A 23,331-nucleotide genomic window follows, 5' to 3' on the forward strand; every position below is an offset into this window, starting at 1 on the left:
GAAGTATACTGGCTGGCAGATGAAAAACATCACCCGCGAATGCGCTATCTTACCACTGGTGGCCGTTATTTGGCGTCAGACGACGTTACCAGACTGAATCAGGGATGCGTATCCGATTTGCTCGAACGCGCGAGGCGGCTCGCAAGTTTGCCATGAAGAGGTATCAGGTCAATAATAATTAATTTATGAAAATCAATGTTGCTGATTTTAGCATTAGATCGCTTCTGCTAAATTAATGAGTCTATTTGACGGTATTAAATCCCGCCAAATAGATTATCTTTTTAACGTTATGGTACAGCCAACACCGCACAATTACATAAGTCATCACTTTCAAAGTTGGTGATGTCACCCGCCTTCATATCAGGAACAGGGAAGACTCGAACAGTAAGCGGTTTATTTAAGCGAAAAGCCATCGTCCCTGTGTCTCTCATTAGGGCTGAAAGTTTATCAATAGAGACATCACCGGGAACAGGAACGGTATCCAGCCCAATTCCACAAACAGCGCTGTAAGTCAGCAACGAGCGAATATCAAAATTTGATTTTACAGATCCATCAGCTAAACCTTGATCTTCAGTTAATGCAAGCATTAACCCAGAAAACCCCACCAACTCTGTATCTTTTACTGATTTAAATACCTTAGTTAATAATCCTGATACTTCGACAGTGCCTGATGCTCCAAAATATTCGACCCCCATTTGTTCATAGACTTCGGCCATACTAGCGCAATTTTTAGAGGGTGCTGCCGAACTATCGAAGCCTGAAAACGTAAAGGGAAAATCCATTTTTGCATGGTTAATAATATGTTGAATTGCTGAGATATGATACTGAATGGCTGTGCTCAGGACGGTGTAATAATTACTGAACAGCTGATTATGGTTTTTTGTGCCTTTCTGTTTATTGAAGTTTTTTAAGGTATTAACCAGCAGGTCGGGGGTTTCAAGACCAATAACAAAGCAATCCCCTAATTCTTTTTTATGATATCCGGCCGGAAAATAAGGTATTAGTGGTTTACAATTGAAGTTGACGGTAAAGTTAAAATTTCCCTCACCTCGTGGGGTTATTACACTAATTTTTTTCACACATGACGCGGCAGTCTTAATAAGCTCATTGTCGACAATACCATAATCGTCCAAGGGGATATTTACACAGGCATTGCACAAATCGCCAAACTCATTAATGAGATCAGGCAGCATCTCAATTTCTCTTGCGGTTTTTGCTTCACCAATAGCAAATCTTACCCTTATTCCTGACTGATTATTGTGAGCCAGTAATTTGCTAATATAGTGTAAATCAGCTCGGGCACTCTCTATACTGCTTAGGTTGAGATATTCCCCAAATGGATTGGTAACAATGCGAATGGACTGTACCGTGTAGTGGTGACGTTGAAACTCTGCCGTTAAATCTGATAAAAATGTTGAGGCTTTATTAATTTCTGTCTGCCAACTCTCTTTATCGTGGCTTAATGATAGAAATGCTGTCACAGTCCGTATTTTACAAAGTGCTTTCTCTTTATAACCCACTGGATTCTCCCTGGAAATTATTGCCATACATTGGGTGGCTCTGTCATATCATCCTACTCGGTAGAGCAAAACAAATACAATGGCATTTGGAGTGTGTGGCGGCATGTCTTGCTTTTTATACGTATTAATATGCATGAGTCGCAGTGGGGTTATGAATCATGGCATTGAAAAATAACATATTATTTGTTTTGATAGGGATGCCGACGCTTTAGGCAAAATATGAGGTCATCCCCACGTTGGATACTTCCCACCACGTTATCAAGCATAAGGCCAGTTCTTTGTAATGTAGCAGATGACTGGGATAAGGACGCGCATCCGATTTTCCACTGGCGCTTAAGTGCGCGAGGCGGTTCGCAAACTTGCCTGTTAAATAAGTGATGCCTCGCGCTGAGGCTTTATTCTACGCGCGATTCAATGTCCTGAACTTTCTGCCAGCTAGGCAAATTTTTCAGACGCTGTGAATAGCATTGAATATTCGGGAATCGTTCTCTGGGCACGAGCCGTTCTACGACGGTATTAATCACGAAGCCCAGCATAATATCCGCGCCACTCAGCTTATCGCCCACGATAAATTCTCTTGCAGACAGCATGTCGTCTAAAAATGAAAAGACTTTCTCGAATTCGTTGTCGGCGTAGTTCTCAAGGAAATTCAGCGTGGTGCCGGTATTCTTTTCAAATTCGCCAAAGATCTTTAATAACACTGGCAGCATGGCTGAGCTTTCTGCAAAGTGTATCCACTGAAGATAGTCAATGTATTCGGCCTCACTTACATCTGGAGCCAGGTGTTTAGCATAGCGATTGATCAAGTATTCAACGATAGCGCCAGATTCCGCGATGATCTTTCCCCCTTCCTCAATCAACGGCGATTTACCCAAAGGATGTATTGCTTTTAATGAGTCCGGTGCTAAGTGCGTTTTTTCATCCCGTTGATATCTGACGAGTTCATAAGGTATTCCCGCTTCCTCAAGCAGCCAGAGGATACGAACAGACCGTGAATCATTAAGATGGTGTAATGTTAATCCCATATTATTTTTCCTTAAATTCTGATGAAGAATGCGAGTCGTCATGATGTGGTTCCCTCCGCTTATGTGGGTTCCATGTCATATCAGCAGAGTAGCGGTTCCGGTGGTTTGCGGCTAACAAGGCTATTTTTGAGGGGGTATAAATATTTTTATGAGGTAATAATGACTATGAATGACGGCCATGAATGATGGACAAAAACATGGTCAGCGATCGCCGCACCACGGGCATCGAGTGGCTAGAGACGGAGTCGGCATGGATCTTTGCCTGATAGGCGCTGTGGAACCTGATGATTACCGAGGTCTTAAAATCTGAATTATTTGAGATATCGATACATTGTGGAGAAGGGTTGTGTGCTATGTTGGATTTATCATGGTAATGATGCGTCGCTCCTATGAAAAAAAGCCTACTAGCGTATTTTTCCGTCATTTCTCTTAAGAAAAATTTTTTCTTATTGTCTTTCTTTTTGTTTTTTATCCTGATTTCTCTCTTTGCATTGGTGTTTGTCGTTTATGTGTCATTCACACTCAAGCAGTTTGAAGATGATGTAGATAACTTTTCTTCTGTTACTGTGGCGCATGCTGAAAAGATAATGTTGCAGGCGACATCTGCTCTCGATGAATTAGAAAAAAATTACCCACCGTATTGTGATGACTTGCATCTGAATTCACTGCGTAAGGTCGCCTATGACAATGATTATATTCAGGATACCGTCTATATTGATGGGAATCGACCTCGTTGTTCTGCGATGCTGGGTGAAATGAAAACGGTATATCTCCCACCACCTGATTTTCGCTATAAAAATACTTATGATGTTTGGTATAAGATAGATGGTTTTCTCAATAAAAACAGACCAATGATTTATGTTGGTTCAGCACGTCATCTTGTTGTGTTGAACCCCCGTTCATTTTGGGATGTTCCTTCTTATAGTTATAATATCCAGTATGCTTTTTTAGAAGAAAGTCATAAAAATGGTCAGGTTATTTTATCGAATGTTATAAATGGAAATATCTATTCTCATATTCTCACTGATGGTGAAGACAATGATAGGTTTTATATGGATAATAAATATTATGTCCACACGGTCTTACCCGAAAGTGAAGTTTCATTAGTCGTGAGTGCAGATAATCCTGTTGATGTTTCATTTTATATTAAGGCTTTTTTCTCTTCGTTCCCGATTGCTTTTTTAATGGCTCTGGTTATTTCTTCCATCATATCCAGAAAAACTCGTGAAATTCAAAGCCCTGCTTATATTATTAATCAAGCGATAGTAAAAAAAGAGTTTGAACTTCATTACCAACCGATCATTAAATTAGATGCCGCCGACGTTGTTGGGTGTGAAGCATTAGTGCGCTGGCGTCATTCTGATGGACATCTGATTACGCCGGATTCCTTTATTCCGATGGTTAGACAAATGGGTTTAATGAAAGATCTCACTTTTTTCATTATTAATGAAGCGTTACAGACGGCTAGCGTGCTGAAGAAAAGTTATCCTGATCTGTTTGTTTCTATCAATCTTGAAGCGGCTGAATTTGAAGATATGTCCGTTTTCAATTATCTCGTGGAAAACATAGAAAAATACGATATCGAGGGGAAGAATGTTAATGTCGAATTAACCGAATCCTCTATGGTCGAACCGCAAAAAGCAGCACCAATGGTGGAATTATATCAACAACAAGGCGTTGATGTCGCCATTGATGATTTTGGCACTGGGTATTCTGGGCTGTCGTATCTTGAGCGGGTAAAAGCCAATAAGCTTAAAATCGACAAGTCCTTTGTTGGAAATATTAATGACCATTCGCCAACTGATATTGTACTGTCCCATATTGTCAGCATGGCGCACTGTCTTAATCTGCATATCGTGGCTGAGGGGATTGAAACCCCTGCTCAGGAGGCCTATCTGAAAAACCTGGGCGTTGCTTATGCGCAGGGCTGGTTGTATTCCAAAGCGCTAACGCAAGAAGACTTGCTTGCGTTTCTGGCGGCAAGAAGTGAAATGGTACTGGAAGGACAGTAAAGTCACGATAAACTCGGCTTCACTATCAAAAATAGGCATAAAAGGGTAAAATATCGAAATTATGGTAGTTACCTAATGATATTTATTGCTTTTTTATTGTGATTTTTTTAGGAGTTTATCATGCAACAGTTACCTCATTGTCCAAAATGCAGTTCTGAATATACCTGGCAAGAGGGTGAAATGCTTAACTGCCCAGAATGCGGAAATGAGTGGTCGGCGGCAGGCGATGCACCCGCGCAGGATGATGTTTTAGTGGTAAAAGATGCCAACGGTAATCTTCTGGCAGATGGCGATACGGTCACGGTCATTAAAGACCTAAAAGTTAAAGGCAGTTCGACCCCGCTGAAAATCGGCACCCGCGTAAAGGGCATTCGTCTGGTGGAAGGCGACCACAATATTGATTGTAAAATCGACGGTTTCGGTCCGATGAAACTGAAATCTGAGTTTGTGAAGAAAAACTGATTCGGGTGTGATGGCGTGCGCCGGTCTGCCATCTGGTCGGCGCGCGGCACTTTTTCACTTCTGGCTGGTTTTTTCACATCAGACAATCCTTTACCATAGCGGGTATTGATTTCTTACCTGGCTATACGGATATCTGATGCGTCATTTGGTTCGTTTTCTCCCTCTGCTTGTTTTGCTCTCGGCTTGTAGCAGTCAGCCGGCTCCTCCCCCCGCAGACGCGCCTTCAGGTAATCCTTTTAAAGGCGGTTTCCTGCTTGAACCTGCACACAGTGTCCATCCGTTAGGCGGCGATTTTGCGACTAACCCAGCTACAGCGCGGTTTGTCGACAAAATGGTGCTGGAACACGGCTTTAATCGCCAGCAACTGCATGATGTGCTGGTTCAGGCGAAAAGCCTGGATTGGGTTATTCGCCTGATGGATAAACAGGCTCCGGCATCACGCGGGCCTTCTGGGCCAAACGGGGCTTGGAACCGCTACCGCAACCAGTTTATTACGCCGGATAACGTGCAGAATGGTGTGGCGTTCTGGAATCAATATCAGGATGCGCTACAGCGCGCCCAGAACATCTATGGCGTTCCGCCTGAGATTATCGTTGGTATTATTGGTGTTGAAACCCGTTGGGGCCGAGTGATGGGGAAAACGCGCATCATTGATGCTCTGGCCACGTTAGCGTTTGATTACCCGCGACGTGCCGATTACTTTGCGGGTGAGTTGGAAACCTTCTTGCTGATGGCGCGTAAAGAAGGCAACGATCCGCTCAGCCTGCGTGGCTCTTACGCGGGGGCGATGGGCTACGGACAGTTTATGCCTTCCTCCTTCAAGGACTACGCGGTGGATTTCGACGGCAACGGACACACTAACCTGTGGGATCCGGTGGACGCGATTGGCAGCGTGGCCAACTATTTCAAAGCGCACGGGTGGGTGAAGGGTGCCCCTGTGGCGGTGCAGGCAAACGGTCAGGCACCACTGCTGGCGAATGGTTTTAATACCCGCTACTCGCTTACTGAACTCCAGGCCGCGGGTTTAACGCCACAGCATTCGCTGGCGGGATACAGTGAAGCCAGCCTGCTACGGTTGGATATCGGTACGGGCTATCAATACTGGTATGGATTACCGAATTTCTACACCATCACGCGCTACAACCACAGCACGCACTACGCGATGGCCGTATGGCAATTGGGTGAGGCCGTAGGCCGCGCTCGCTAGGGTCAGGGCTATTATTTTGTGGCTTGCTAATAACGGCTGACTCCAATCTCAGGGCTGTTTCTTATACACGGTGTGGGATGCCAGCAGGATTGACTGTTATCGGGCGTAAAAAATTATGCATCGGTGGGCGTGGCCGCCGAGTGAGCGGCACGGATGCCGCGAAAGCCAGTGCCGCGTCGGGAACGCGTCACTGGTGGCTCGATTAGCGGTCATGAACACCGATGGCACCGCTTTAGCGGCATAATTCCCGCCAAAAGCCTGGGGTCTCGGGGCGAGCGGCGTTTGAGCCGTCCCGAGTCGGGCGCGTGCGACGAAGTAGCATGAGAATAACGTTATTGTGGCGCACGAAACGGCCTCTGAGCCTGCATAAAAATGTGACTCAAAGGACTGTCGAGAATCTCACTCTTCCTAATCCTCCCTTTGCCTCAAATTTTCCCTGAATCACCCTCAATACAATCCGCATCGACAGCTTTGCAGCATCATTGGACTATTCCTGCATAGGGGTTTCCTATGGCGTTGTAAACCGAGGCGATGAATGACAACGATGATGGTGGTGTTCCTGCTGGCTGGCGTGGTGAAAGGCGTGATTGGTCTGGGATTACCGACAATCGCGATGGGGCTGTTAACGCTGGTGATGCCCGCTGCCAGCGCGGCGGGGCTGTTGATTGTTCCGTCACTGGTGACCAACATCTGGCAGCTTGCCTGCGGCCCCGCCTTTATGAGCCTGATTCAGCGGTTCTGGACGCTGTTTGCCGGGATTATTATTGGGACACTCTGGAACGGCCTGCCGACGCTAACCTCGTCATCGTCATGGACGAGTGCGGCGCTCGGCGGCATTTTGGTGGTTTATGGCCTGTGGGGAATCATCGCGACGACTTTGCCGCAGCCTGGCCGCCATGAAATCTGGCTGTCGCCGCTGGTGGGTTACATCACTGGCGCTATCACGGCGACGACGGGGGTCTTCGTGATCCCCGCCGTACCTTACCTGCAATGCCTGCGACTCAATAAAAACGATCTGATACAGGCGCTGGGGCTGATGTTTACCGTTTCCACGTTGGGGCTGGCGTTACAGCTAATGCAGGGGATCGGGCTACAGGGCATCGATCTCTGGCAATCGATGCTGGCGCTGATCCCCGCGCTACTGGGCATGATGATGGGGCAACGCCTGCGCCGCGCGATTAGCGAGCAGGTTTTCCGGCGCTGCTTCTTCCTCGGACTGGTGCTGCTGGGCGGATATATGGCCGTGCGCGGCCTGATTTAAGCGGCGTTCTCTGTCGTAATAAACGTGACGAAGTCCTGAACGTAACCGGGCAGTGTGGAAAACTGGCGGGCGCAGACAACCAGATTACGTCTCGCCCAGTCGTCTGACAGTGGGACTGTGCGGATAGCCAGACGCTCCATCATACGCTGTGCGGCATGACGTGGAAGAATGCCAATGCCGATACCGCTGTGAATCACCTGCGTAACGGCATCAAAGCTGGCAAGACGCACGCGGTAATTCAGGCGTTTCCCCAGCCTTCTGGCGTGCTCGTCGATGTGCTCCTGTAACGCCGCGCCTTCGCTAAGCCCGATAAATTCGGCATCGGCGATGTCAGCCAGGCTGAGTTGTTGTTCGCCGAACCCTGTGCTGTTTTGCGGCAGCACGACCACCAGTTCGTCCTGACGGAACGGGCGCGTTTCCAGTCCATCGAGTGGTACGGAATCGGCCACAATGCCGAGATCGGCGGTTTGATTGCGGAGAGCATTAACGATGTCGCGGCTGAGTTTTTCATTCACCGATACGGATATCTGTGGGCAGACCACCAGATAGTGACCCAGCAGAGCGGGTAAATATTCATTCAGTGCCGCAGAGTTGCACAACAGCGGAATATGGCCGCGCAACCCCTTGCTGTATTGATGTAATTCGCTGCGCATGTGATCGACCTGACGCAGGATGATGTGGGCATGGTGCGCAAGAGAAAATCCCGCGTCGGTGAGTGAGACGCCCGCCTTTGACCGCAGCAGCAGCGGTACGCCAAGTTCCTCTTCCATACCGCGGATACGTTCGCTGGCGGCCTGAACGGTCAGGCTGGACGCTCCTGCGCCACCGGTAATGCTGCCTGCTTTCTGAATATTGAGAAACAGCCGGAGATCGGTTAAATCGAATCGCATAGCGGGAATCTGTCTCGGAGAAGCCGATACCCACTATTATGTTCGTGAGTCAGGGTGACGGCAACCGCCCAGCACGCGACTTACTGAAATTCCACTCTATTTCTGCCTTTTTCCTTGGCCTGATAGAGCGCGGCATCCGCTGCGCCATAGAGCGCATCGAAACGGGTGTTCTGCGCTGCCCAACTGACGCCAAAGCTGGCGGTAACACGCTGTTGCGGCAGGACGCTAAGCGGCATTCTGTTGAGATCCTGATGAATGCGGCTGGCGAGCGAGACAGCCTGCATCAGCGTATGGCCTTCCAGCAGAATGGTGAACTCCTCACCACCAACGCGGCCAATGCTGCTTGTGGTATTCAGCACGTGTTGCACGCGTGATACGAGATCGCAGATCACGGCATCGCCGGTAGGATGACCGTAGGCATCGTTCACCAGTTTGAAGTGATCGATATCCAGCACGATGAGCGCTGCCTGATTGCGTTCCAACGCGTGGTTGATGCGTTCAATGATCGCGCCACGGTTATACACGCTGGTCAGCGGATCGTGGCTGGCCTTGTATTCCAGTTCGACTGCCAGTTGATTGAGCTGGGCATTCAAACGGTTCAGCTCTTTCTCCGCCCGATCGCTGCGTGAAATCAGGCGGTGCGATTCTCGTACCAGCCGCTGGTAATGGTCGGTTAACGCCAGCAGCGTGTCGCGATAGACTTCAGCAGGTCTTTCCTGCTGGTTAGCAATGTTACGCGCGGCGAGCAGAATATCGTATTCCGGTGTAAACAATTCAATTGTGCTCATGGTTCTCACTCAAAATCGTGCTGTGAAAGGTCAGGGCAGGGAAGTCAATGTGAAGCTCTTCACCAAATTCTTCCGCAATGTCGTCGTCTTTGTCGTAATACCAATACAGGGCAATCGGTAACGACTGTTCCGCCGCCTGATTAAGCAGGTTGAATAAACTGAACAGCATCTTGGTACTGGAACTGTTGAAGTAAATTAGGGAGACGTGAATCTCGATATTCGGTAGCGCCTCATCCGGCGGTATCGTTTCCGCGTAGGTCGTCAGCGTGTGCAGATACGCCTCAATCTCCGTAAGCAGTGGGCGGTAAAACGCCGCGGCATTCTCAGGATAAGACTCGCCAGAAAGATAAAGACGGTGTGTGTCAAAGTGAAAGTCAACAGTTGGGGTACAGGATGTCCCCGAAATATGGAGATTGCTTATGGTCGTTATATTTTTCATGTCAAATGATTGCCTTCAGATAAAACGTAGATAGCCCCGTTGATGCGTCGGCCCGAAACGTAAACTGGAGTGGCTCACTGGCATCACGCGCGACGGTCAACAGCCCCATATCCGCGCCTTTGCTTGATGACGGGGTTTCATCGCGCAGGGAGGCCTTATAGGCGAGGCGGATTTCATCAAGCGTCATACCGCGCAGTGGCTCAAGGCGTCCCCGCAGCGCCTCGACATCGTCGGGGTGTACTGGGTTAGCACATAGCAGGAAGTATTTCCCATTTTCGTAACCCAGACAGACGGAGCCATGACGGACTTCGGCGGGCTGATCGAGCGCCGTTAGCGGGGCGGCGGAATAGCGAGTAATGTTCTGCACCATTTCGACGAAGGTAGAGAACAGTCTGCGACGGATACCGGCAGGAAGCTGTTTTTTCTCCAGCTGTAGTCGCATGGTTTCAGCCAGTGAACTGATGATGTTTTGTGAAAAATAGCCCACGTAATATAGCGTGATGTCATGCTGGTGTGAGGGCGTGAAAAATTCAGTGTATTTGATATTTGGCATCATTCTGCCTGCCTGATTAAACAAAAGTCGAACAATGTCGGAAGCCCCAAAATGTTAAATCATCTCGTCGGGTCTGATCGCCCTGGTAGATCTTGTGTGCCGACAGGAGCTGGTTAGCCAGCTCACGCATCGGCTGGTGTTGATAGTGCTGGAGATGCTCCTGTAGCCGACGTTTTCCAAACATAATCCGGCGTTCTCCGCCGATTTGATCCGTCAATCCATCCGTGGTGGTAAAAAACATATCGTCATCATGAAGCGGCAATTCGTAGCTCGACCACTGGTAGTCATAAGGTGTTTCGGTATAGCCGATCCCCATACGATCGCACTGAAGTGGTGTCAGTTGCCCAGTATGGCGTTGCAGCATGAAAGCAGGCATCCTCGCGCCGGAAAATGTCAGCGTGTTGCGCGTCATGTCGCAAAACATCAGCATGGCATCGCAACCGTCGTTAGAAGCCGAAAGCTGGCGCGTCTCGTCACGCTGCCCCAGCGTATCTTTAATATGGCGGTTGATCGTTTGTAATAGCTGCGCAGGCAGCATCGGACCGTGCTGGGTCAGCGCCTGTTCCAGTGCGGAAGAGAAAATCAGTGTCATAAATGCACCGGGTACGCCGTGTCCAGTGCAGTCTGCGACGGCAGCAAGCCAGCCATTCTGATAGGTTTTAAAGGCATAGCAGTCACCGCCGACACAGTCTCGCGGTTCCCAAGCCAAACACCAGTCCGCAAGCGTGCGGGACATCGCCTGCGTTGACGTCGTCAGCATCGCGGCCTGAATCACGCTGGCATATTCTATACTCTGCATAATCTGCTGATGCTGGCGCAGGTGCATATCGGAGACGGCCTTAATCAGATCGATGCCCAGCCCGATACCGATATAACGCCCGCTCTCGGTGATCATAAAGCCATCCGTCAGCGATTTATCTCCCGTGATCACCGTTTGATCGGCCACGTCGTTTAACGACGACAACGCATCAACAATCAGCGGGTTTTTATCCATAAACGCGATGCAGCTCTTTTTATCGTACAGTTCGCGATAAAAGGGCCGTGCCATCTGCGAGAGAAAAATGTGGCGGTTGATTAAGCCGAAAGGGCGTCCATCCTCAACGACAGGCAGGCTGACCCACTCTTTATTTTTACTAAATAACTGCAATACGGTGGCGTTGTCGGTGTCAGGGGAAACATCCGGCAAGGGAATGCAAAGATCGCGCGCCACCGGTATATCTCGGAGGTGCGGTTGGGCGGATCGAACGGGCATGGCGATCATGGTTAATCTTTGGGCAGATTTGTCTTTAAGGCAAAATACCCGCCCTTGATGACCAAATGATGACAGCCCCCGTTTTCGGTAAGGCTATTGTGCGTCCAGTACGTTAGCCATGATTTGATTTTGCCAGTCGAAATAGGGGTTAAAGGTCAGACGCACGTGGGTTTTGCCGTTTTCCTCGTATCCCCAATCGGAATACCACAGCGTGCTGCGATCCGCACAGGCCGCTAGGTCACTATTGGTTTGTCCATTGGCGCAAATGACGATTGCACCGGCTTTACCGTATTCCTTATTCTCTGGCGAAAACAGCAGCGACATGTGTGAGAACTGGCTGATGCGCCACTCAGGCAGCGAGCCTGTTCGCACCAAAACGCGTGAGAAATGTACGCCAGCAGGGCGATCGCCATACCAGATCAGACGGCTGGACGGGTGGGTAAACTGCTTATCGAACGCGTCGACAATGTAAGTCGTATCAACGACGGAATCATGCTCTGCCAGCACGATTAATACCGGCTTGTCATAAGGTTTTTTGGCAAGCTCTGAACGCACCCCGCTGCTGGAATAATAATATTGGGCGAAACCGTTGGTCGGCACACGCATATAGCGGGTTGCCAACTGCTCAGGGTAGCCGGGGCGTGCCGGCATCAGCCAGTCGGTAAAGACAGACAGCATCGGCGTCATGAAGTCGTATTTTTCGTTGGATTTAATTGCGGGGGAAAATAACACCAGCCCTTTGATTTCCGGATGTTGTAACGCGTATTCCAGCACCAAATTGCCGCCAGTGGAGAAGCCACCCAGATAAACCTCATCGACCTCTTTGCTAAGGATGGCGGCCTGTTCGGCGACGACCTTGCGCCAGTCATCGACGGTAACGTGCAATAGATCTGACGGTTGCGTGCCATGCCCCGGTAGCAACACGGTTCTGACCAGAAACCCTTGTTCGACCAATTGCGGGGTCACATCGGTGAATGAGCCGGGTGAGTCACCCAGTCCGTGCACCAGTAAAATAGCCTTATGCGGCTGGCCGATGGGGCGGGTTTCACTGGGCGTGTTCCAGCGTAATTCCAGCTGTTTATCCGTGGTCTGGAAGGTGCGGTGCTGTGCGACCCAGCGAGCCGTGTCTTGCTGATAGTGCTCGAATGACGTTTGCCCTAATGGCGTGATATCGCGCGGCGTGCTTGTACACCCCATGATGAAAAGGACGCCGATAAGGGCGAATAAACCGGCCATTACCCGCTTCCCGATTGCCCACGAAACGAACCGGAATACGTTTATTGTCATTTATGCTCCTTGCCTGTTGGCAATATCAACCCGATCGTTAACGGGATAATGGCGTTTCGACAACACTATATCCGAAATTATTTCGCGTGCAGATTGCTCAATGTGCGGCGTAATAGGGCTTCATGTTATACTTCAGACAAATTGGGCATTTTTCTGTCTTTTGGTCAGGCCAATATTGCGATGGCCGATGTTGAATAAAGGGATGGTGGTATGCGTTTATATCAGCAGATTGGTGACAATCTCCGCGAGGAAATTCTGAAGGGCAACTATCAGATTGGCGATCGCTTGCCTCCCGAACGTGATATTGCTGAAACCTACAATGTCAGCCGTAGCGTGGTGCGTGAAGCGCTGATCATGCTGGAGCTGGAAAAGCTGATCGAGGTGCGTAAAGGCTCTGGCGTTTATGTCATGCAACTGCCGACCACACAGTGGAAAGAGGGCGTAGTGGACAGCGGCTATGGTCCCTTTGAGCTGATGCAGGCGCGTCAACTGCTGGAAGGTGAAGTGGCCGCTTTTGCCGCGATGCAGGCGACCAAAAGTGACATTGTGAAAATGCGGCAGGCCATTGAACAAGAAAGGACATCGCTTGAAAACGGCAGTGTGGATGAAAGTGCCGATGAGCAATTCCATTGCCTACTGGCGCAGTCTACCCAAAACAGCGTCTTAGCCAATATGGTGTATGAAGTGTGGCAGGCGCGTAAACGCAGCCCAATGTGGCAGGGCATTCACTCCCATACCGAGGATTTCAGCTATCAGCGCCAGTGGCTGGACGATCATGAACAGATCCTGCGTGCCGTGTCTCGTCGTGATGTGAACATGGCGCGTCAGGCAATGTGGCAGCATCTGGAAAACGTAAAAATTAAACTACTGGAAATCTCGAACGTGGACGATCCAGCGTTCGACGGCTATCTGTTCGAGTCTGTTCCTTCGCGTCTGGAATCCTGATTGCGCTTTGCATTCTCTTTCCCGTCTGGATTTTCTCTCCGGCATCGCATCGGTGTGCGGAGAGAAAAGATATCAGACCAAATAACCTTTCTTTGATTTTCTCCTTCATTTTTTCAGTATTATTGGCATGATGTTAGGCCAAAAAACGAATTTTTTGTGTAATTGGTCAATCAATTTGTGCATTTCGTTTGACAGCCTGCCTCGGTCAGGTAGTCTTTTCCTTATTTATTGATGAAAAAAGTGACAAAACAACTTTCTCACTTGGCGAAAAAAGGTAACTCGGTATGGAACAAACTTGGCGTTGGTACGGTCCGAACGATCCTGTCTCACTGGATGATGTTCGGCAGGCGGGCGCGACTGGCGTGGTGACGGCATTACACCACATTCCCAATGGTGAAATCTGGTCGATTGAAGAGATTGAAAAACGCAAAGCCGAATTGAAGGCGAAAGGGCTGGTCTGGTCGGTGGTAGAAAGCGTGCCGGTGCATGAAGAGATCAAAACCCAGACGGGGAATTATCAGCAGCATATTGCTAATTACCAGCAATCGCTGCGTAATTTGGCGCAGTGTGGGATTGATACGGTGTGCTATAACTTCATGCCCGTGTTGGACTGGACGCGAACCGATCTGGAGTATGTCCTGCCAGATGGTTCAAAAGCGTTGCGTTTCGATCATATTGCCTTTGCGGCCTTTGAACTGCATATCCTACAGCGTCACGGTGCTGAAAAAGATTACACGGCGGATGAACAGGCACAGGCTGCCGACTATTTCCGTGCGATGAGTGAAGAAGAGATTGCGCGTCTGACGGGGAATATTATCGCGGGCCTGCCGGGCTCCGAAGAAGGCTATACGCTTGAGCAATTCCGCGGACGTTTGGCGGAATATGACGGTATTGACCATGCGACACTGCGTGAGCACCTTGGGCATTTCCTGCGTGAGATTGTGCCTGTTGCGGAAGCTGTCGGTATTCGCCTAGCCATTCACCCCGATGATCCGCCGCGCCCGATTCTTGGGTTGCCGCGCGTGATGTCCACGATTGACGACATGCGCTGGTTGAAACAGACGGTTGATAGCCTGCATAACGGCTTTACCTTCTGTACAGGTTCTTACGGCGTACGGGCCGATAATGATTTGGTGACGATGCTGGAAACGTTTGCCGATCGCGTGCATTTCACCCATCTGCGTGCCACCTGTCGCGAAGATAACCCCAATTCCTTCCACGAAGGGGCGCATTTGCAGGGGGATGTAGATATGGTGGCGATTATCAACGCCATTCTGGCGGAAGAGCTGCGGCGCCAGAGGGCGGGCGATCGCCGTCCGATCCCGATGCGGCCAGATCACGGGCATCAGATGCTGGACGATCTGAAAAAGAAAACCAATCCCGGCTACTCGGCAATCGGTCGTCTGAAAGGGCTGGCGGAACTGCGTGGCGTCGAGCTGGCGCTGAAGCGCACGCTGTTTACCGAATTGCAGCAAGGATGATGAAATGAAACAGACCGTGCTTAGTAGCACGGTCTGTAGATGACTGATGCGTCAGGACCCCAGAGGAAGTTAATTACGAGTGAACTCTGCCAGCAGAATTACAGGGCTTTAACGTTTGAGCGGCTGACTTTACAGTTCTTGGTATCCCAGTATTCACCGTGTTTAGGAGAGTTACCTTTGCCTTTTTCTACGCCGGTAAACTCTTCACATACCGGTGGTTTTCCTTCTTTATAGTTTTTAATACGCAAATCGCGGATTTCAGCCACATCGCCAAAGTTACGGTTTACGCCAGCGATGCTGTCGATGGTGCCATTAACGGTTGCGCTGATGATGGTCAGGTTACGCGGGCCACCGTTGTTGGTGCAGTCACCGCAAGAGCGCCACAGTTTGCCGTGTTGACCGGTCAGGGTGAAGTTGCCCTGTACGATCGTGTGGCTGTTTTTGGCATTCTGTTGCAGCACTTTGTCCGGTTTTCCACCAGGGCCATTGGTGGTGTTATGTGCGACACCGCCGACGATGGTCAGCGTTTTGCCGTTATTGGTTGCGGCATCTTCACAGATGTCTTCCCAGATCACGTTTTCAATACGGCAGTTGCCTGATTTACAGTGGATACCGTCAGAACCGCCTTTTTCGGAGATGCGCAGGTTCTTAATGGTGGCATTTTCCAGCGTGATAACCGGAGGCTGCTTATCACTGTCGCCTGAACAGCTCAAACCCAGAGTAATACCACCGCAGTCTACGGTTTTATCTTTAATTACCGCACCTGCTTTACATTCTGAACTGGCTGCCTTAAGCGGCGCTGCACGCAATGGCGCAGGTGCCGTTGAGGCGGCATTCGATTTCAGAACGCTATTATTACCGCTAACGGTATCCACCCAATACCAATAGTCTGACTGTGGATTGGCGCTTAAATCGGTAAAAGTCCTGTCGGTAGAATTGAGCTCTGCGATTTTTTCGCTGCCAGCCTGATTATTACTGGTACTGCGATACACATCCTGGCGAACAACGTTGCCTGCATCGGTAGACCAGCTTAAATAGGTGGCGTTGTCTTTTTTCAGCAGCATCAACATGGTGTCATTAGCTTGAGCCTGAAAAGAAAAAGCAGCCGTACATAAAAATATCGGTGTTAAATACTTAAACATGTGTTTTTCCTTGTAAATTAAACGGATATTTTTTCTCTTTATTTATTCCAAATAAAGAGGGAGTCCTTGCGCATCGAAAAGGATTATATAGCAGAGAGTGTGAAATGAATAATAATTCGGGGAAAATATTGAGCTTAATCAGATTATTTAATTTACCCTGTGATTATTTTATATTTAATTTTATTTGTTGTTAATTATGTTTTATTTAATTATTTCTTGTGAACTAATTAATCTTCGGAAGATTCTTATTAAATAAATAAGAAAAGTGAATGGCTTGAAGAGATAAAAATCTTACCACCTGCTCACGGGCAGACATGACTGGATTCGGTTGATTTCTACGTTTCGTTGATGTGCTATTTACTTTTCTGGTGATAATTTAATCATGCGTAAAGCTGAATGCTTCTCTCAATAAGCATTGAGATTTTTTATGTAAATGGAGTTTTATTAGCCGACATATTCATGTGCGACAATTTTTAGTGTCTATAAAAGGTTTTATTTTTCTTCTTAATAAAAAAGAAAATGAAATTTATTTTTTAGTCACAACAAAATTGCGGATATCTATAAGGGAAGGTTTGACATGGAATACCAATCAGGCAAGCGAGTTTTATCTCTATCACTAGGGCTTATCGGCCTGTTCAGCGCATCGGCATGGGCTTCTGACTCACGAACGGTGAGTGAGCCAAAAGCGCCGTCCTCCTGTACGGTGCTTAAAGCGGACAGCAGTACGGCCACCAGCACCATTCAAAAAGCGCTGAATAGCTGCGGACAAGGCAAAGCGGTCAGGTTGAGCGCGGGGAGCACGTCCGTCTTTCTGAGCGGCCCGCTTTCTCTGCCTTCGGGCGTCAGCTTGTTAATCGACAAAGGGGTGACGCTGCGTGCCGTGAATAACGCCAAATCTTTTGAGAATGCGGCGTCATCCTGTGGCGTAGTGGATAACAACGGTAAAGGTTGTAATGCATTTATTACCGCCACGAGTACGACGAATAGCGGAATCTATGGGCCGGGCACCATTGATGGGCAAGGGGGCGTGAAGCTTCAAGATAAAAAGGTAAGCTGGTGGGATCTGGCCGCCGATGCCAAAGTGAAAAAGCTGAAACAGAATACTCCTCGTCTGATTCAGATTAACAAGAGCAAGAATTTCACGCTGTATAACATTTCCCTCATTAACTCCCCGAATTTCCACGTCGTGTTCAGCGATGGTGATGGTTTTACTGCGTGGAAAACCACGATCAAAACGCCGTCCACGGCGAGAAACACCGACGGTATCGATCCGATGTCATCAAAAAACATCACCATTGCTTACAGCAATATTTCGACGGGCGACGATAACGTGGCGATCAAAGCCTATAAAGGCCGTGCCGAGACGCGCAATATTTCCATTTTGCATAACGAATTCGGAACCGGCCACGGGATGTCGATCGGCAGCGAAACGATGGGGGTTTACAACGTAACCGTTGATGACCTGAATATGAATGGCACCACGAATGGTTTGCGCATTAAGAGTGATAAGTCGGCCGCTGGGGTGGTCAATGGCGTTCGGTATAGCAATGTCGTCATGAAGAATGTGGCGAAACCGATTGTGATTGATACGGTATATGAGAAAAAAGAGGGAAGTAATGTGCCTGAGTGGAGCGACATTACATTTAAAGATATTACGTCCCAAACCAAAGGTGTGGTGGTGCTGAACGGCGAGAACGCGAAAAAGCCGATCGAAGTGACGATGAAGAACGTCACATTGACGAGCGACAGTACCTGGCAAATCAAGAACGTCACCGTTAAGAAGTAACGCGATTAAAAAATCGTTCTGTCATAACCGCGCCGCGCGGGAAACCGTGCGGCGCGTGTGAGGGGCATGTTTCTGGTGAGAATACTGCGATTTCTGAGTGTGCCACTGTCGCTAGCCTGCAGAAATGTGGTGCCATTCGGTAAATTTTGTAGGACATTCACTGGCTGAGAACGCGTCCAATTACCTGCTGCATCGACATCCCTGCGTACGTCACGCCATTGAGTGCCGCAGTGACGGTTTGCCCTGGTGAGGCGATATCGGTTGTGACGCAGCTAGTCGCTGCGGCATTGATGAACTGATCACTATGACGCGATAGCATATTGGCATTTCCCGCAATAACATCATATCTGACATGAAATAGCCTCTAGCTTATCTGCAACTATTGTCTGAATACCTCTCACGGCGGATCGAAGCCGCAACAGGAGACGTATGGATACTAGATTATCGGGATCATATTCATCCAATTCTTTATATTTATAGGTGCGTCTTAACCAAAAATCCAACTTTTCTGAAATGTTTTGAAAACAAAAAACATGGCAATCTATCTAAGATCACAGAGGTGGTTAGCTATCTGATTCATCTCTGGTGTTTTGTTTCTCTCGTTTAGTGTTGACGGCTCTGGGTGACGAGGGCAATGGCGACTTTGTGTTGGGCTGGATATGAGAATTATTCTTGATATCACGCTTATCCCTATTACACTGCGGGCGATTGTTTTCATCAGAGAGACTAGGTTGTTATGGAGTTGCTCCGCATTGTTTACCAGCAGTACCGTTGGCCATTTCTGGCCGTTATCCTGTTAAGTTTGCTGAGTGCCGCGCTGGGCATTGGGCTTATTGCCTTTATCAATCTGCAATTGATTGAAACGGTCAATCAGTCGTTGAGCGTATTGCCGCAATTTTTGGGCTTGCTGCTGCTCTTGATGAGCGTCACGCTGGTGTCGCAATTGGCGCTGACCACGCTGGGGCACCACTTCGTTTATCGCCTGCGTGGGCAATTTATCAAGCGTATTCTGGACACTAACATTGCCCGTATCGAACAGATCGGCAGTGCGCAACTGCTTGCCAGCCTGTCCAGCGATATCCGCAATATCACGATAGCATTTGTGCGTCTGCCGGAGTTGATTCAGGGCATAGTGCTCACCATTGGTTCAGCGGTTTATCTTGCCTGGCTCTCCCCGAGAATGCTGGTGGTGACGTCCGTTTGGATTGTGATAACGCTCTGGGGCGGTTTTATGCTGGTTTCCCGTGTGTACAGCCATCTCACTAAGGTGCGGGAAGCGGAAGATCGTCTTCAGAAAGATTACGAAACCGTGATTAACGGGCGTAAAGAACTCACGCTCAATCGTGAGCGGGCGCAGAAGCTGTATGAAGACATTTATCAGGCCAATGCGCAGGATTACCGACAGAACGTGATTCGTGCCGACACCTTTCACCTCAGTGCGGTGAACTGGTCGAATATTATGATGCTGGGTGTGATTGGCGCAGTCTTTTTCATGGCAAACAATCTCGGCTGGGCGGATACCAACGTTGCCGCGACATACTCACTGACGCTGCTTTTTTTACGCACGCCGATGCTACAGGCTGTTGGCGCACTGCCGACGCTGCTGAGTGCGCAAGTTGCGTTTAATAAGCTGAAACGTTTTGATTTGGCGGATTATCAGGAATCGTTTCCCGCGGCGATTGCCCCTGCGGACTGGCACACGTTGGAATTGCGTGATGTGGTGTTTCGCTATGACGAGTCTGGGTTTGAAGTCGGACCGATCAATCTGGTGATAAAACGTGGCGAACTGGTGTTTCTGATTGGCGGTAACGGAAGCGGAAAATCGACGCTGGCAATGCTGCTGACTGGGCTTTATACCCCAGTTTCTGGCGCGTTGCTGCTGGATAACTGCCCCGTTACGGCAGAAACGCGCGAGGATTACCAAAAGCTATTCTCCGCCATTTTTACCGATTTCCACCTATTCGGGCAGATGATGGGCCCACAGGGAACGGCGCCGGATACAGCGCTGGTCGACAACTGGCTGGATCGCCTGAACATGCGGCATAAGCTGACGCTGGAGAATCATCAAGTGATGAACTTACAGCTTTCTCAGGGGCAGCGTAAACGTGTTGCGCTGCTGCTGGCCGTTGCCGAACAGCGAGATATCCTGCTGCTGGACGAATGGGCGGCCGATCAGGATCCGCAATTCCGCCGCGTGTTCTATCTTGATCTGTTACCGCAATTACGTGCATTGGGGAAAACAATTGTGGCGATCAGCCATGATGATCACTACTTTGAACATGCCGATCGCCTGCTTGAAATGCATCAGGGAACGCTGTCTGAGCTGACGGGGGCCGCGCGTGAACAGGCCTCGCAAGATGCCGTGGCACAGATTAGTCGATAGCGTAAATCAGCGTGGCGGAATACTGCGCTGTGAGGGATCACACACCGTTAACATGAAGTCTGACAGGCATATATTAATTCGTTGAATTCTGGGGCAGAATAAGCGCCAATGTTGGCACATTGCTAACAGAATGTTTTTTTTACTTACAGATCAGGCACCTGACGTATCTGGTCTGCCACTTAACTCAATAAGTTGGTATATGTTATGAAAAGGATGTTTAACGCATTATTCGTTGTTGTTTTTGTTTGTTTTTCGTCTCTGGCAATTGCGGCAGAAAATCTCCCTAACATTGTCATTCTGGCAACGGGCGGTACGATTGCGGGTTCCGCAGCGGCCAACACGCAAACCACGGGGTATAAAGCGGGTGCGTTGGGCGTAGATACGCTGATTCAAGCGGTGCCAGAGCTGAAAACGCTTGCCAATATTACTGGCGAGCAGATTTCCAACATTGGCAGCGAAAATATGACCAGCGATGTCTTGCTGAAGCTGAGCAAGCGCGTGAACGAATTGCTGGCACGCAGCGATGTTGATGGCGTGGTGATTACACACGGTACAGATACGCTCGACGAATCGCCTTACTTCCTGAACCTGACGGTGAAGAGTGACAAACCGGTGGTCTTTGCTGCGGCGATGCGTCCTGCAACGGCAATCAGCGCCGACGGTCCAATGAACCTGTACGGTGCGGTAAAAGTCGCAGCGGATAAAAACTCCCGTGGCCGTGGGGTAATGGTGGTGCTGAATGACCGTATCGGTTCCGCTCGTTTCATCAGCAAAACCAACGCCTCTACGCTGGATACCTTTAAAGCGCCAGAAGAAGGCTATCTGGGCGTGATTATTGGTGACAAAGTTTACTACCAGACTCGTCTGGACAAAATCCACACCACGCGTTCTGTATTTGACGTGACCAACGTAGATAAGCTGCCGGCTGTCGACATTATTTATGGCTATCAGGACGATCCAGAATACATGTATGACGCTGCCATCAAACATGGCGTAAAAGGCATTGTGTATGCGGGTATGGGCGCAGGTAGCGTATCTAAGCGCAGTGACGCAGGCATCCGTAAAGCGGAAAGCAAAGGCATTGTTGTTGTGCGTTCCACCCGTACTGGCAGCGGTATCGTCCCACCGGATGCTGGCCAGCCTGGTCTGGTTTCCGATTCTCTAAGCCCAGCTAAATCACGCATCCTGTTGATGCTGGCGCTGACGAAAACGACGAACCCAGCGGTGATTCAGGATTATTTCCACACGTATTAATCACCTGAGCGGTTTTTCGTGTGGTAGCCCCGCCTTTAAACGCGGGGCTTTTTATACCCGTTATACTTCAAGCTGCATGTGCGTTGGCGTCGTTCAAATACTCGGCCCGTCGTGGGCCTCGCCCTGAAGGGCCGCTGCAAGCAGCGTTCAAATCTGCTCCCAGCAGATTTGTCACCCGAATCACTTACTTGAGTAAGCTCATCGGGATGCCCTCGCTCGCCGCATTACGAGACTCATAAATGAGCCTCGCCCTAGCGGGTCAACGCTTTGCGTTGTTCAAAACGCTAACGTTTTGTCCTGCAACTCGAATTATTTAGGGCATATTTCCTGTCATCCCATTTTGACTTTTCGTTATTCAACTTTTCATTCCCACAGAGAAGTCACTTCCCTCTCTATGGATTTTATCGGTATGATTTAGCCCACGACAAAGCAGGTAATCACCCCATTTATCTTTGATTCCCGAAAGCGCTCGAATTGCGGGACAGCCGACGTGCGTGCAGCTTGAGGTATGACAGGGCAGATGAGTAAAAAAGAAGGATACGTCATTACATGACACACCCCATTTTTATGGTTGGTGCCAGAGGCTGTGGGAAGACCACCGTCGGGCATCAACTGGCGCAGGCGTTGGGATATGACTTTGTCGACACCGACCTGTTTATGCAGCAGACCACCAATATGACGGTGGCTGATGTGGTCGCGCAGGAAGGATGGCATGGATTCCGCCAGCGTGAAAGTCTGGCGCTCCAGCAGGTGACATCTAACCGCTGTATCGTCGCGACGGGTGGCGGTATGGTGCTTGCGGAAGCCAACCGACGCTTTATGCATGATAAAGGCACTGTGATTTACCTGCATGCGGATGCGGAGTTGTTGGCTCAGCGGCTGGAGGAAAATCCACAGGATAACCAGCGCCCCACCTTGACTGGTCGTCCTATCGCGGAGGAGATGGCCGATGTGCTGGCTGCGCGCGAGGCGTTGTATCGCGGTGTCGCGCACCATGTTATCGATGCGTCTCAGGCGCCGGAAGCGATTGTGGCAAGCGTATTGAAGGCGTTGCGTTTGTCAGCTGCATAGAAGGTGACCGGACACTGGCAAAATAATCACCAGTCAGTGTTACCGAACACTAACTTTCAATGAATAGATCGTGACAGTGGCGCGACTCTCCTTTTAAGATGAATTTTCTGAATTTTTCGACGATAGGTGCCGCGCTATGCTGAATGTAAATGAGTATTTTGCAGGGAAGGTAAAATCAATCGGTTTTGAAGGTGATGGCATTGGCCGCGCGAGTGTCGGCGTCATGGATGTGGGTGAATACACATTTGGAACCGGGCAGCCGGAAGAAATGACGGTCATTACCGGAGCATTGAAGGTGCTGTTGCCAGGCGCGCCGGATTGGCAGGTTTTCACTCCGGGAGAAACGTTTTTCGTTCCGGGAAAAAGTGAGTTCAATTTGCAGGTAGTCGAACCGACCTCTTATTTGTGTAAGTACCTGTAATAACTATTTTATTTTTATAATCTATCTCCTCATCGTCGCGTTGTGTGTGACATAACGCGGCGTTTTTTTATGCTGATTCTGCGTCATTCCTACTTTTCATCCCGCTCTGCGCGCGTGTGTGCCTTTCTGTCATTCTTTTCTCAATGAGAATA

21 protein-coding genes are annotated in these 23,331 nt (G+C 49.3%); 11 read left to right on the forward strand and 10 right to left on the reverse strand.

Annotation, left to right across the window (positions count from 1 at the left end; all coding sequences use genetic code 11):
• Positions 1-287 precede the first annotated feature (287 nt).
• On the reverse strand, positions 288-1,520 hold the full coding sequence (locus tag H0247_RS08695; protein WP_180742195.1) for a DUF711 family protein: 1,233 nt from the start codon (positions 1,518-1,520) through the stop codon (positions 288-290).
• A 395-nt stretch (positions 1,521-1,915) separates the two neighbouring features.
• Complete coding sequence (locus tag H0247_RS08700; protein WP_180742511.1) at positions 1,916-2,545, reverse strand: glutathione S-transferase family protein; 630 nt, start codon at positions 2,543-2,545, stop codon at positions 1,916-1,918.
• Positions 2,546-2,934: 389 nt separating this feature from the next.
• Here H0247_RS08700 and H0247_RS08705 point away from each other — a divergent pair, with 389 nt between their 5' ends.
• The 4 genes from H0247_RS08705 (at position 2,935) to H0247_RS08720 (ending at position 7,487) form a co-directional block, all read left to right on the forward strand.
• A complete protein-coding gene (locus H0247_RS08705) occupies positions 2,935-4,557 on the forward strand; it encodes an EAL domain-containing protein (RefSeq protein ID WP_180742196.1) in 1,623 nt (540 codons plus the stop codon).
• A 120-nt stretch (positions 4,558-4,677) separates the two neighbouring features.
• A complete protein-coding gene (locus H0247_RS08710; protein WP_180742197.1) occupies positions 4,678-5,019 on the forward strand; it encodes a zinc ribbon domain-containing protein YjdM in 342 nt (113 codons plus the stop codon).
• A gap of 136 nt (positions 5,020-5,155) precedes the next feature.
• Complete coding sequence (gene mltB, locus H0247_RS08715; RefSeq protein ID WP_180742198.1) at positions 5,156-6,226, forward strand: lytic murein transglycosylase B; 1,071 nt, start codon at positions 5,156-5,158, stop codon at positions 6,224-6,226.
• A gap of 535 nt (positions 6,227-6,761) precedes the next feature.
• On the forward strand, positions 6,762-7,487 hold the full coding sequence (locus H0247_RS08720; protein ID WP_219606686.1) for a sulfite exporter TauE/SafE family protein: 726 nt from the start codon (positions 6,762-6,764) through the stop codon (positions 7,485-7,487).
• On the opposite strand, the gene H0247_RS08725 is transcribed toward H0247_RS08720, so the two are convergent.
• The 6 genes from H0247_RS08725 to H0247_RS08750 all read right to left on the reverse strand — a co-directional run bounded on the left by H0247_RS08725 (position 7,484) and on the right by H0247_RS08750 (position 12,696).
• Positions 7,484-8,377: a LysR family transcriptional regulator gene (locus H0247_RS08725; protein ID WP_180742199.1), complete on the reverse strand. Its 894-nt coding sequence runs from the start codon at positions 8,375-8,377 to the stop codon at positions 7,484-7,486. The genes H0247_RS08720 and H0247_RS08725 overlap by 4 nt on opposite strands.
• An 80-nt stretch (positions 8,378-8,457) precedes the next feature.
• A complete protein-coding gene (locus H0247_RS08730) occupies positions 8,458-9,165 on the reverse strand; it encodes a GGDEF domain-containing protein (RefSeq protein WP_180742200.1) in 708 nt (235 codons plus the stop codon).
• Positions 9,152-9,604, reverse strand: coding sequence for a DUF1987 domain-containing protein (locus H0247_RS08735; RefSeq protein ID WP_180742201.1), 453 nt, complete (start codon positions 9,602-9,604; stop codon positions 9,152-9,154). The genes H0247_RS08730 and H0247_RS08735 overlap by 14 nt, the downstream gene beginning before the upstream one ends.
• A 1-nt stretch (position 9,605) precedes the next feature.
• On the reverse strand, positions 9,606-10,160 hold the full coding sequence (locus H0247_RS08740) for a SiaB family protein kinase (protein ID WP_180742202.1): 555 nt from the start codon (positions 10,158-10,160) through the stop codon (positions 9,606-9,608).
• 13 nt (positions 10,161-10,173) lie between these two features.
• Positions 10,174-11,418 carry a SpoIIE family protein phosphatase gene (locus H0247_RS08745; protein WP_180742203.1) on the reverse strand — a complete coding sequence of 415 codons (1,245 nt, stop codon included), beginning with the start codon at positions 11,416-11,418 and terminating at the stop codon, positions 10,174-10,176.
• Between the two features lie 84 nt (positions 11,419-11,502).
• Positions 11,503-12,696, reverse strand: a complete 1,194-nt coding sequence (locus H0247_RS08750; protein ID WP_180742204.1) for an alpha/beta fold hydrolase — start codon at positions 12,694-12,696, stop codon at positions 11,503-11,505.
• A gap of 210 nt (positions 12,697-12,906) precedes the next feature.
• Between H0247_RS08750 and H0247_RS08755 the strand changes: the two genes are divergently transcribed.
• Positions 12,907-13,641, forward strand: coding sequence for an FCD domain-containing protein (locus H0247_RS08755; protein ID WP_180742205.1), 735 nt, complete (start codon positions 12,907-12,909; stop codon positions 13,639-13,641).
• A gap of 284 nt (positions 13,642-13,925) precedes the next feature.
• Complete coding sequence (gene uxuA / locus H0247_RS08760; protein ID WP_180742206.1) at positions 13,926-15,122, forward strand: mannonate dehydratase; 1,197 nt, start codon at positions 13,926-13,928, stop codon at positions 15,120-15,122.
• Positions 15,123-15,220: 98 nt separating this feature from the next.
• Here uxuA and pelI read toward each other — a convergent pair whose 3' ends face one another.
• Positions 15,221-16,264: a pectate lyase PelI gene (gene pelI, locus H0247_RS08765; protein WP_180742207.1), complete on the reverse strand. Its 1,044-nt coding sequence runs from the start codon at positions 16,262-16,264 to the stop codon at positions 15,221-15,223.
• 577 nt (positions 16,265-16,841) lie between these two features.
• On the opposite strand from pelI, the gene H0247_RS08770 reads away from it, so the two are divergent.
• Entirely contained in the window at positions 16,842-18,050 is a 1,209-nt protein-coding gene (locus tag H0247_RS08770; protein WP_180742208.1) for a glycoside hydrolase family 28 protein, read from the forward strand.
• Positions 18,051-18,207: 157 nt separating this feature from the next.
• Here the strand turns inward: H0247_RS08770 and H0247_RS08775 are convergent, their stop codons facing one another.
• A complete protein-coding gene (locus tag H0247_RS08775; RefSeq protein ID WP_180742209.1) occupies positions 18,208-18,369 on the reverse strand; it encodes a hypothetical protein in 162 nt (53 codons plus the stop codon).
• Between the two features lie 417 nt (positions 18,370-18,786).
• Here H0247_RS08775 and H0247_RS08780 point away from each other — a divergent pair, with 417 nt between their 5' ends.
• The 4 genes from H0247_RS08780 (at position 18,787) to ppnP (ending at position 23,179) form a co-directional block, all read left to right on the forward strand.
• Complete coding sequence (locus H0247_RS08780; RefSeq protein WP_180742210.1) at positions 18,787-20,433, forward strand: multidrug ABC transporter permease/ATP-binding protein; 1,647 nt, start codon at positions 18,787-18,789, stop codon at positions 20,431-20,433.
• 204 nt (positions 20,434-20,637) lie between these two features.
• Positions 20,638-21,687, forward strand: coding sequence for a type II asparaginase (locus H0247_RS08785; RefSeq protein WP_180742211.1), 1,050 nt, complete (start codon positions 20,638-20,640; stop codon positions 21,685-21,687).
• Positions 21,688-22,236: 549 nt separating this feature from the next.
• On the forward strand, positions 22,237-22,758 hold the full coding sequence (gene aroL / locus H0247_RS08790) for a shikimate kinase AroL (protein WP_180742212.1): 522 nt from the start codon (positions 22,237-22,239) through the stop codon (positions 22,756-22,758).
• A gap of 136 nt (positions 22,759-22,894) precedes the next feature.
• Positions 22,895-23,179 carry a pyrimidine/purine nucleoside phosphorylase gene (gene ppnP / locus H0247_RS08795; RefSeq protein ID WP_180742213.1) on the forward strand — a complete coding sequence of 95 codons (285 nt, stop codon included), beginning with the start codon at positions 22,895-22,897 and terminating at the stop codon, positions 23,177-23,179.
• The last annotated feature ends 152 nt before the right edge of the window (positions 23,180-23,331 follow it).

The organism is Pectobacterium sp. CFBP8739, assembly GCF_013449375.1.
Lineage (GTDB): Bacteria > Pseudomonadota > Gammaproteobacteria > Enterobacterales > Enterobacteriaceae > Pectobacterium.

Bases quoted from the DNA above. Each gene is read 5' to 3' on its own strand.
- H0247_RS08700 (WP_180742511.1), bottom strand. From the start codon at position 2,545: ATGGGATTAACATTACACCATCTTAATGATTCACGGTCTGTTCGTATC.
- H0247_RS08705 (WP_180742196.1), top strand. From the start codon at position 2,935: ATGAAAAAAAGCCTACTAGCGTATTTTTCCGTCATTTCTCTTAAGAAA.
- H0247_RS08710 (WP_180742197.1), top strand. From the start codon at position 4,678: ATGCAACAGTTACCTCATTGTCCAAAATGCAGTTCTGAATATACCTGG.
- mltB (WP_180742198.1), top strand. From the start codon at position 5,156: ATGCGTCATTTGGTTCGTTTTCTCCCTCTGCTTGTTTTGCTCTCGGCT.
- H0247_RS08720 (WP_219606686.1), top strand. From the start codon at position 6,762: ATGACAACGATGATGGTGGTGTTCCTGCTGGCTGGCGTGGTGAAAGGC.
- H0247_RS08725 (WP_180742199.1), bottom strand. From the start codon at position 8,377: ATGCGATTCGATTTAACCGATCTCCGGCTGTTTCTCAATATTCAGAAA.
- H0247_RS08730 (WP_180742200.1), bottom strand. From the start codon at position 9,165: ATGAGCACAATTGAATTGTTTACACCGGAATACGATATTCTGCTCGCC.
- H0247_RS08735 (WP_180742201.1), bottom strand. From the start codon at position 9,604: ATGAAAAATATAACGACCATAAGCAATCTCCATATTTCGGGGACATCC.
- H0247_RS08740 (WP_180742202.1), bottom strand. From the start codon at position 10,160: ATGATGCCAAATATCAAATACACTGAATTTTTCACGCCCTCACACCAG.
- H0247_RS08745 (WP_180742203.1), bottom strand. From the start codon at position 11,418: ATGATCGCCATGCCCGTTCGATCCGCCCAACCGCACCTCCGAGATATA.
- H0247_RS08750 (WP_180742204.1), bottom strand. From the start codon at position 12,696: ATGACAATAAACGTATTCCGGTTCGTTTCGTGGGCAATCGGGAAGCGG.
- H0247_RS08755 (WP_180742205.1), top strand. From the start codon at position 12,907: ATGCGTTTATATCAGCAGATTGGTGACAATCTCCGCGAGGAAATTCTG.
- uxuA (WP_180742206.1), top strand. From the start codon at position 13,926: ATGGAACAAACTTGGCGTTGGTACGGTCCGAACGATCCTGTCTCACTG.
- pelI (WP_180742207.1), bottom strand. From the start codon at position 16,264: ATGTTTAAGTATTTAACACCGATATTTTTATGTACGGCTGCTTTTTCT.
- H0247_RS08770 (WP_180742208.1), top strand. From the start codon at position 16,842: ATGGAATACCAATCAGGCAAGCGAGTTTTATCTCTATCACTAGGGCTT.
- H0247_RS08775 (WP_180742209.1), bottom strand. From the start codon at position 18,369: ATGCTATCGCGTCATAGTGATCAGTTCATCAATGCCGCAGCGACTAGC.
- H0247_RS08780 (WP_180742210.1), top strand. From the start codon at position 18,787: ATGGAGTTGCTCCGCATTGTTTACCAGCAGTACCGTTGGCCATTTCTG.
- H0247_RS08785 (WP_180742211.1), top strand. From the start codon at position 20,638: ATGAAAAGGATGTTTAACGCATTATTCGTTGTTGTTTTTGTTTGTTTT.
- aroL (WP_180742212.1), top strand. From the start codon at position 22,237: ATGACACACCCCATTTTTATGGTTGGTGCCAGAGGCTGTGGGAAGACC.
- ppnP (WP_180742213.1), top strand. From the start codon at position 22,895: ATGCTGAATGTAAATGAGTATTTTGCAGGGAAGGTAAAATCAATCGGT.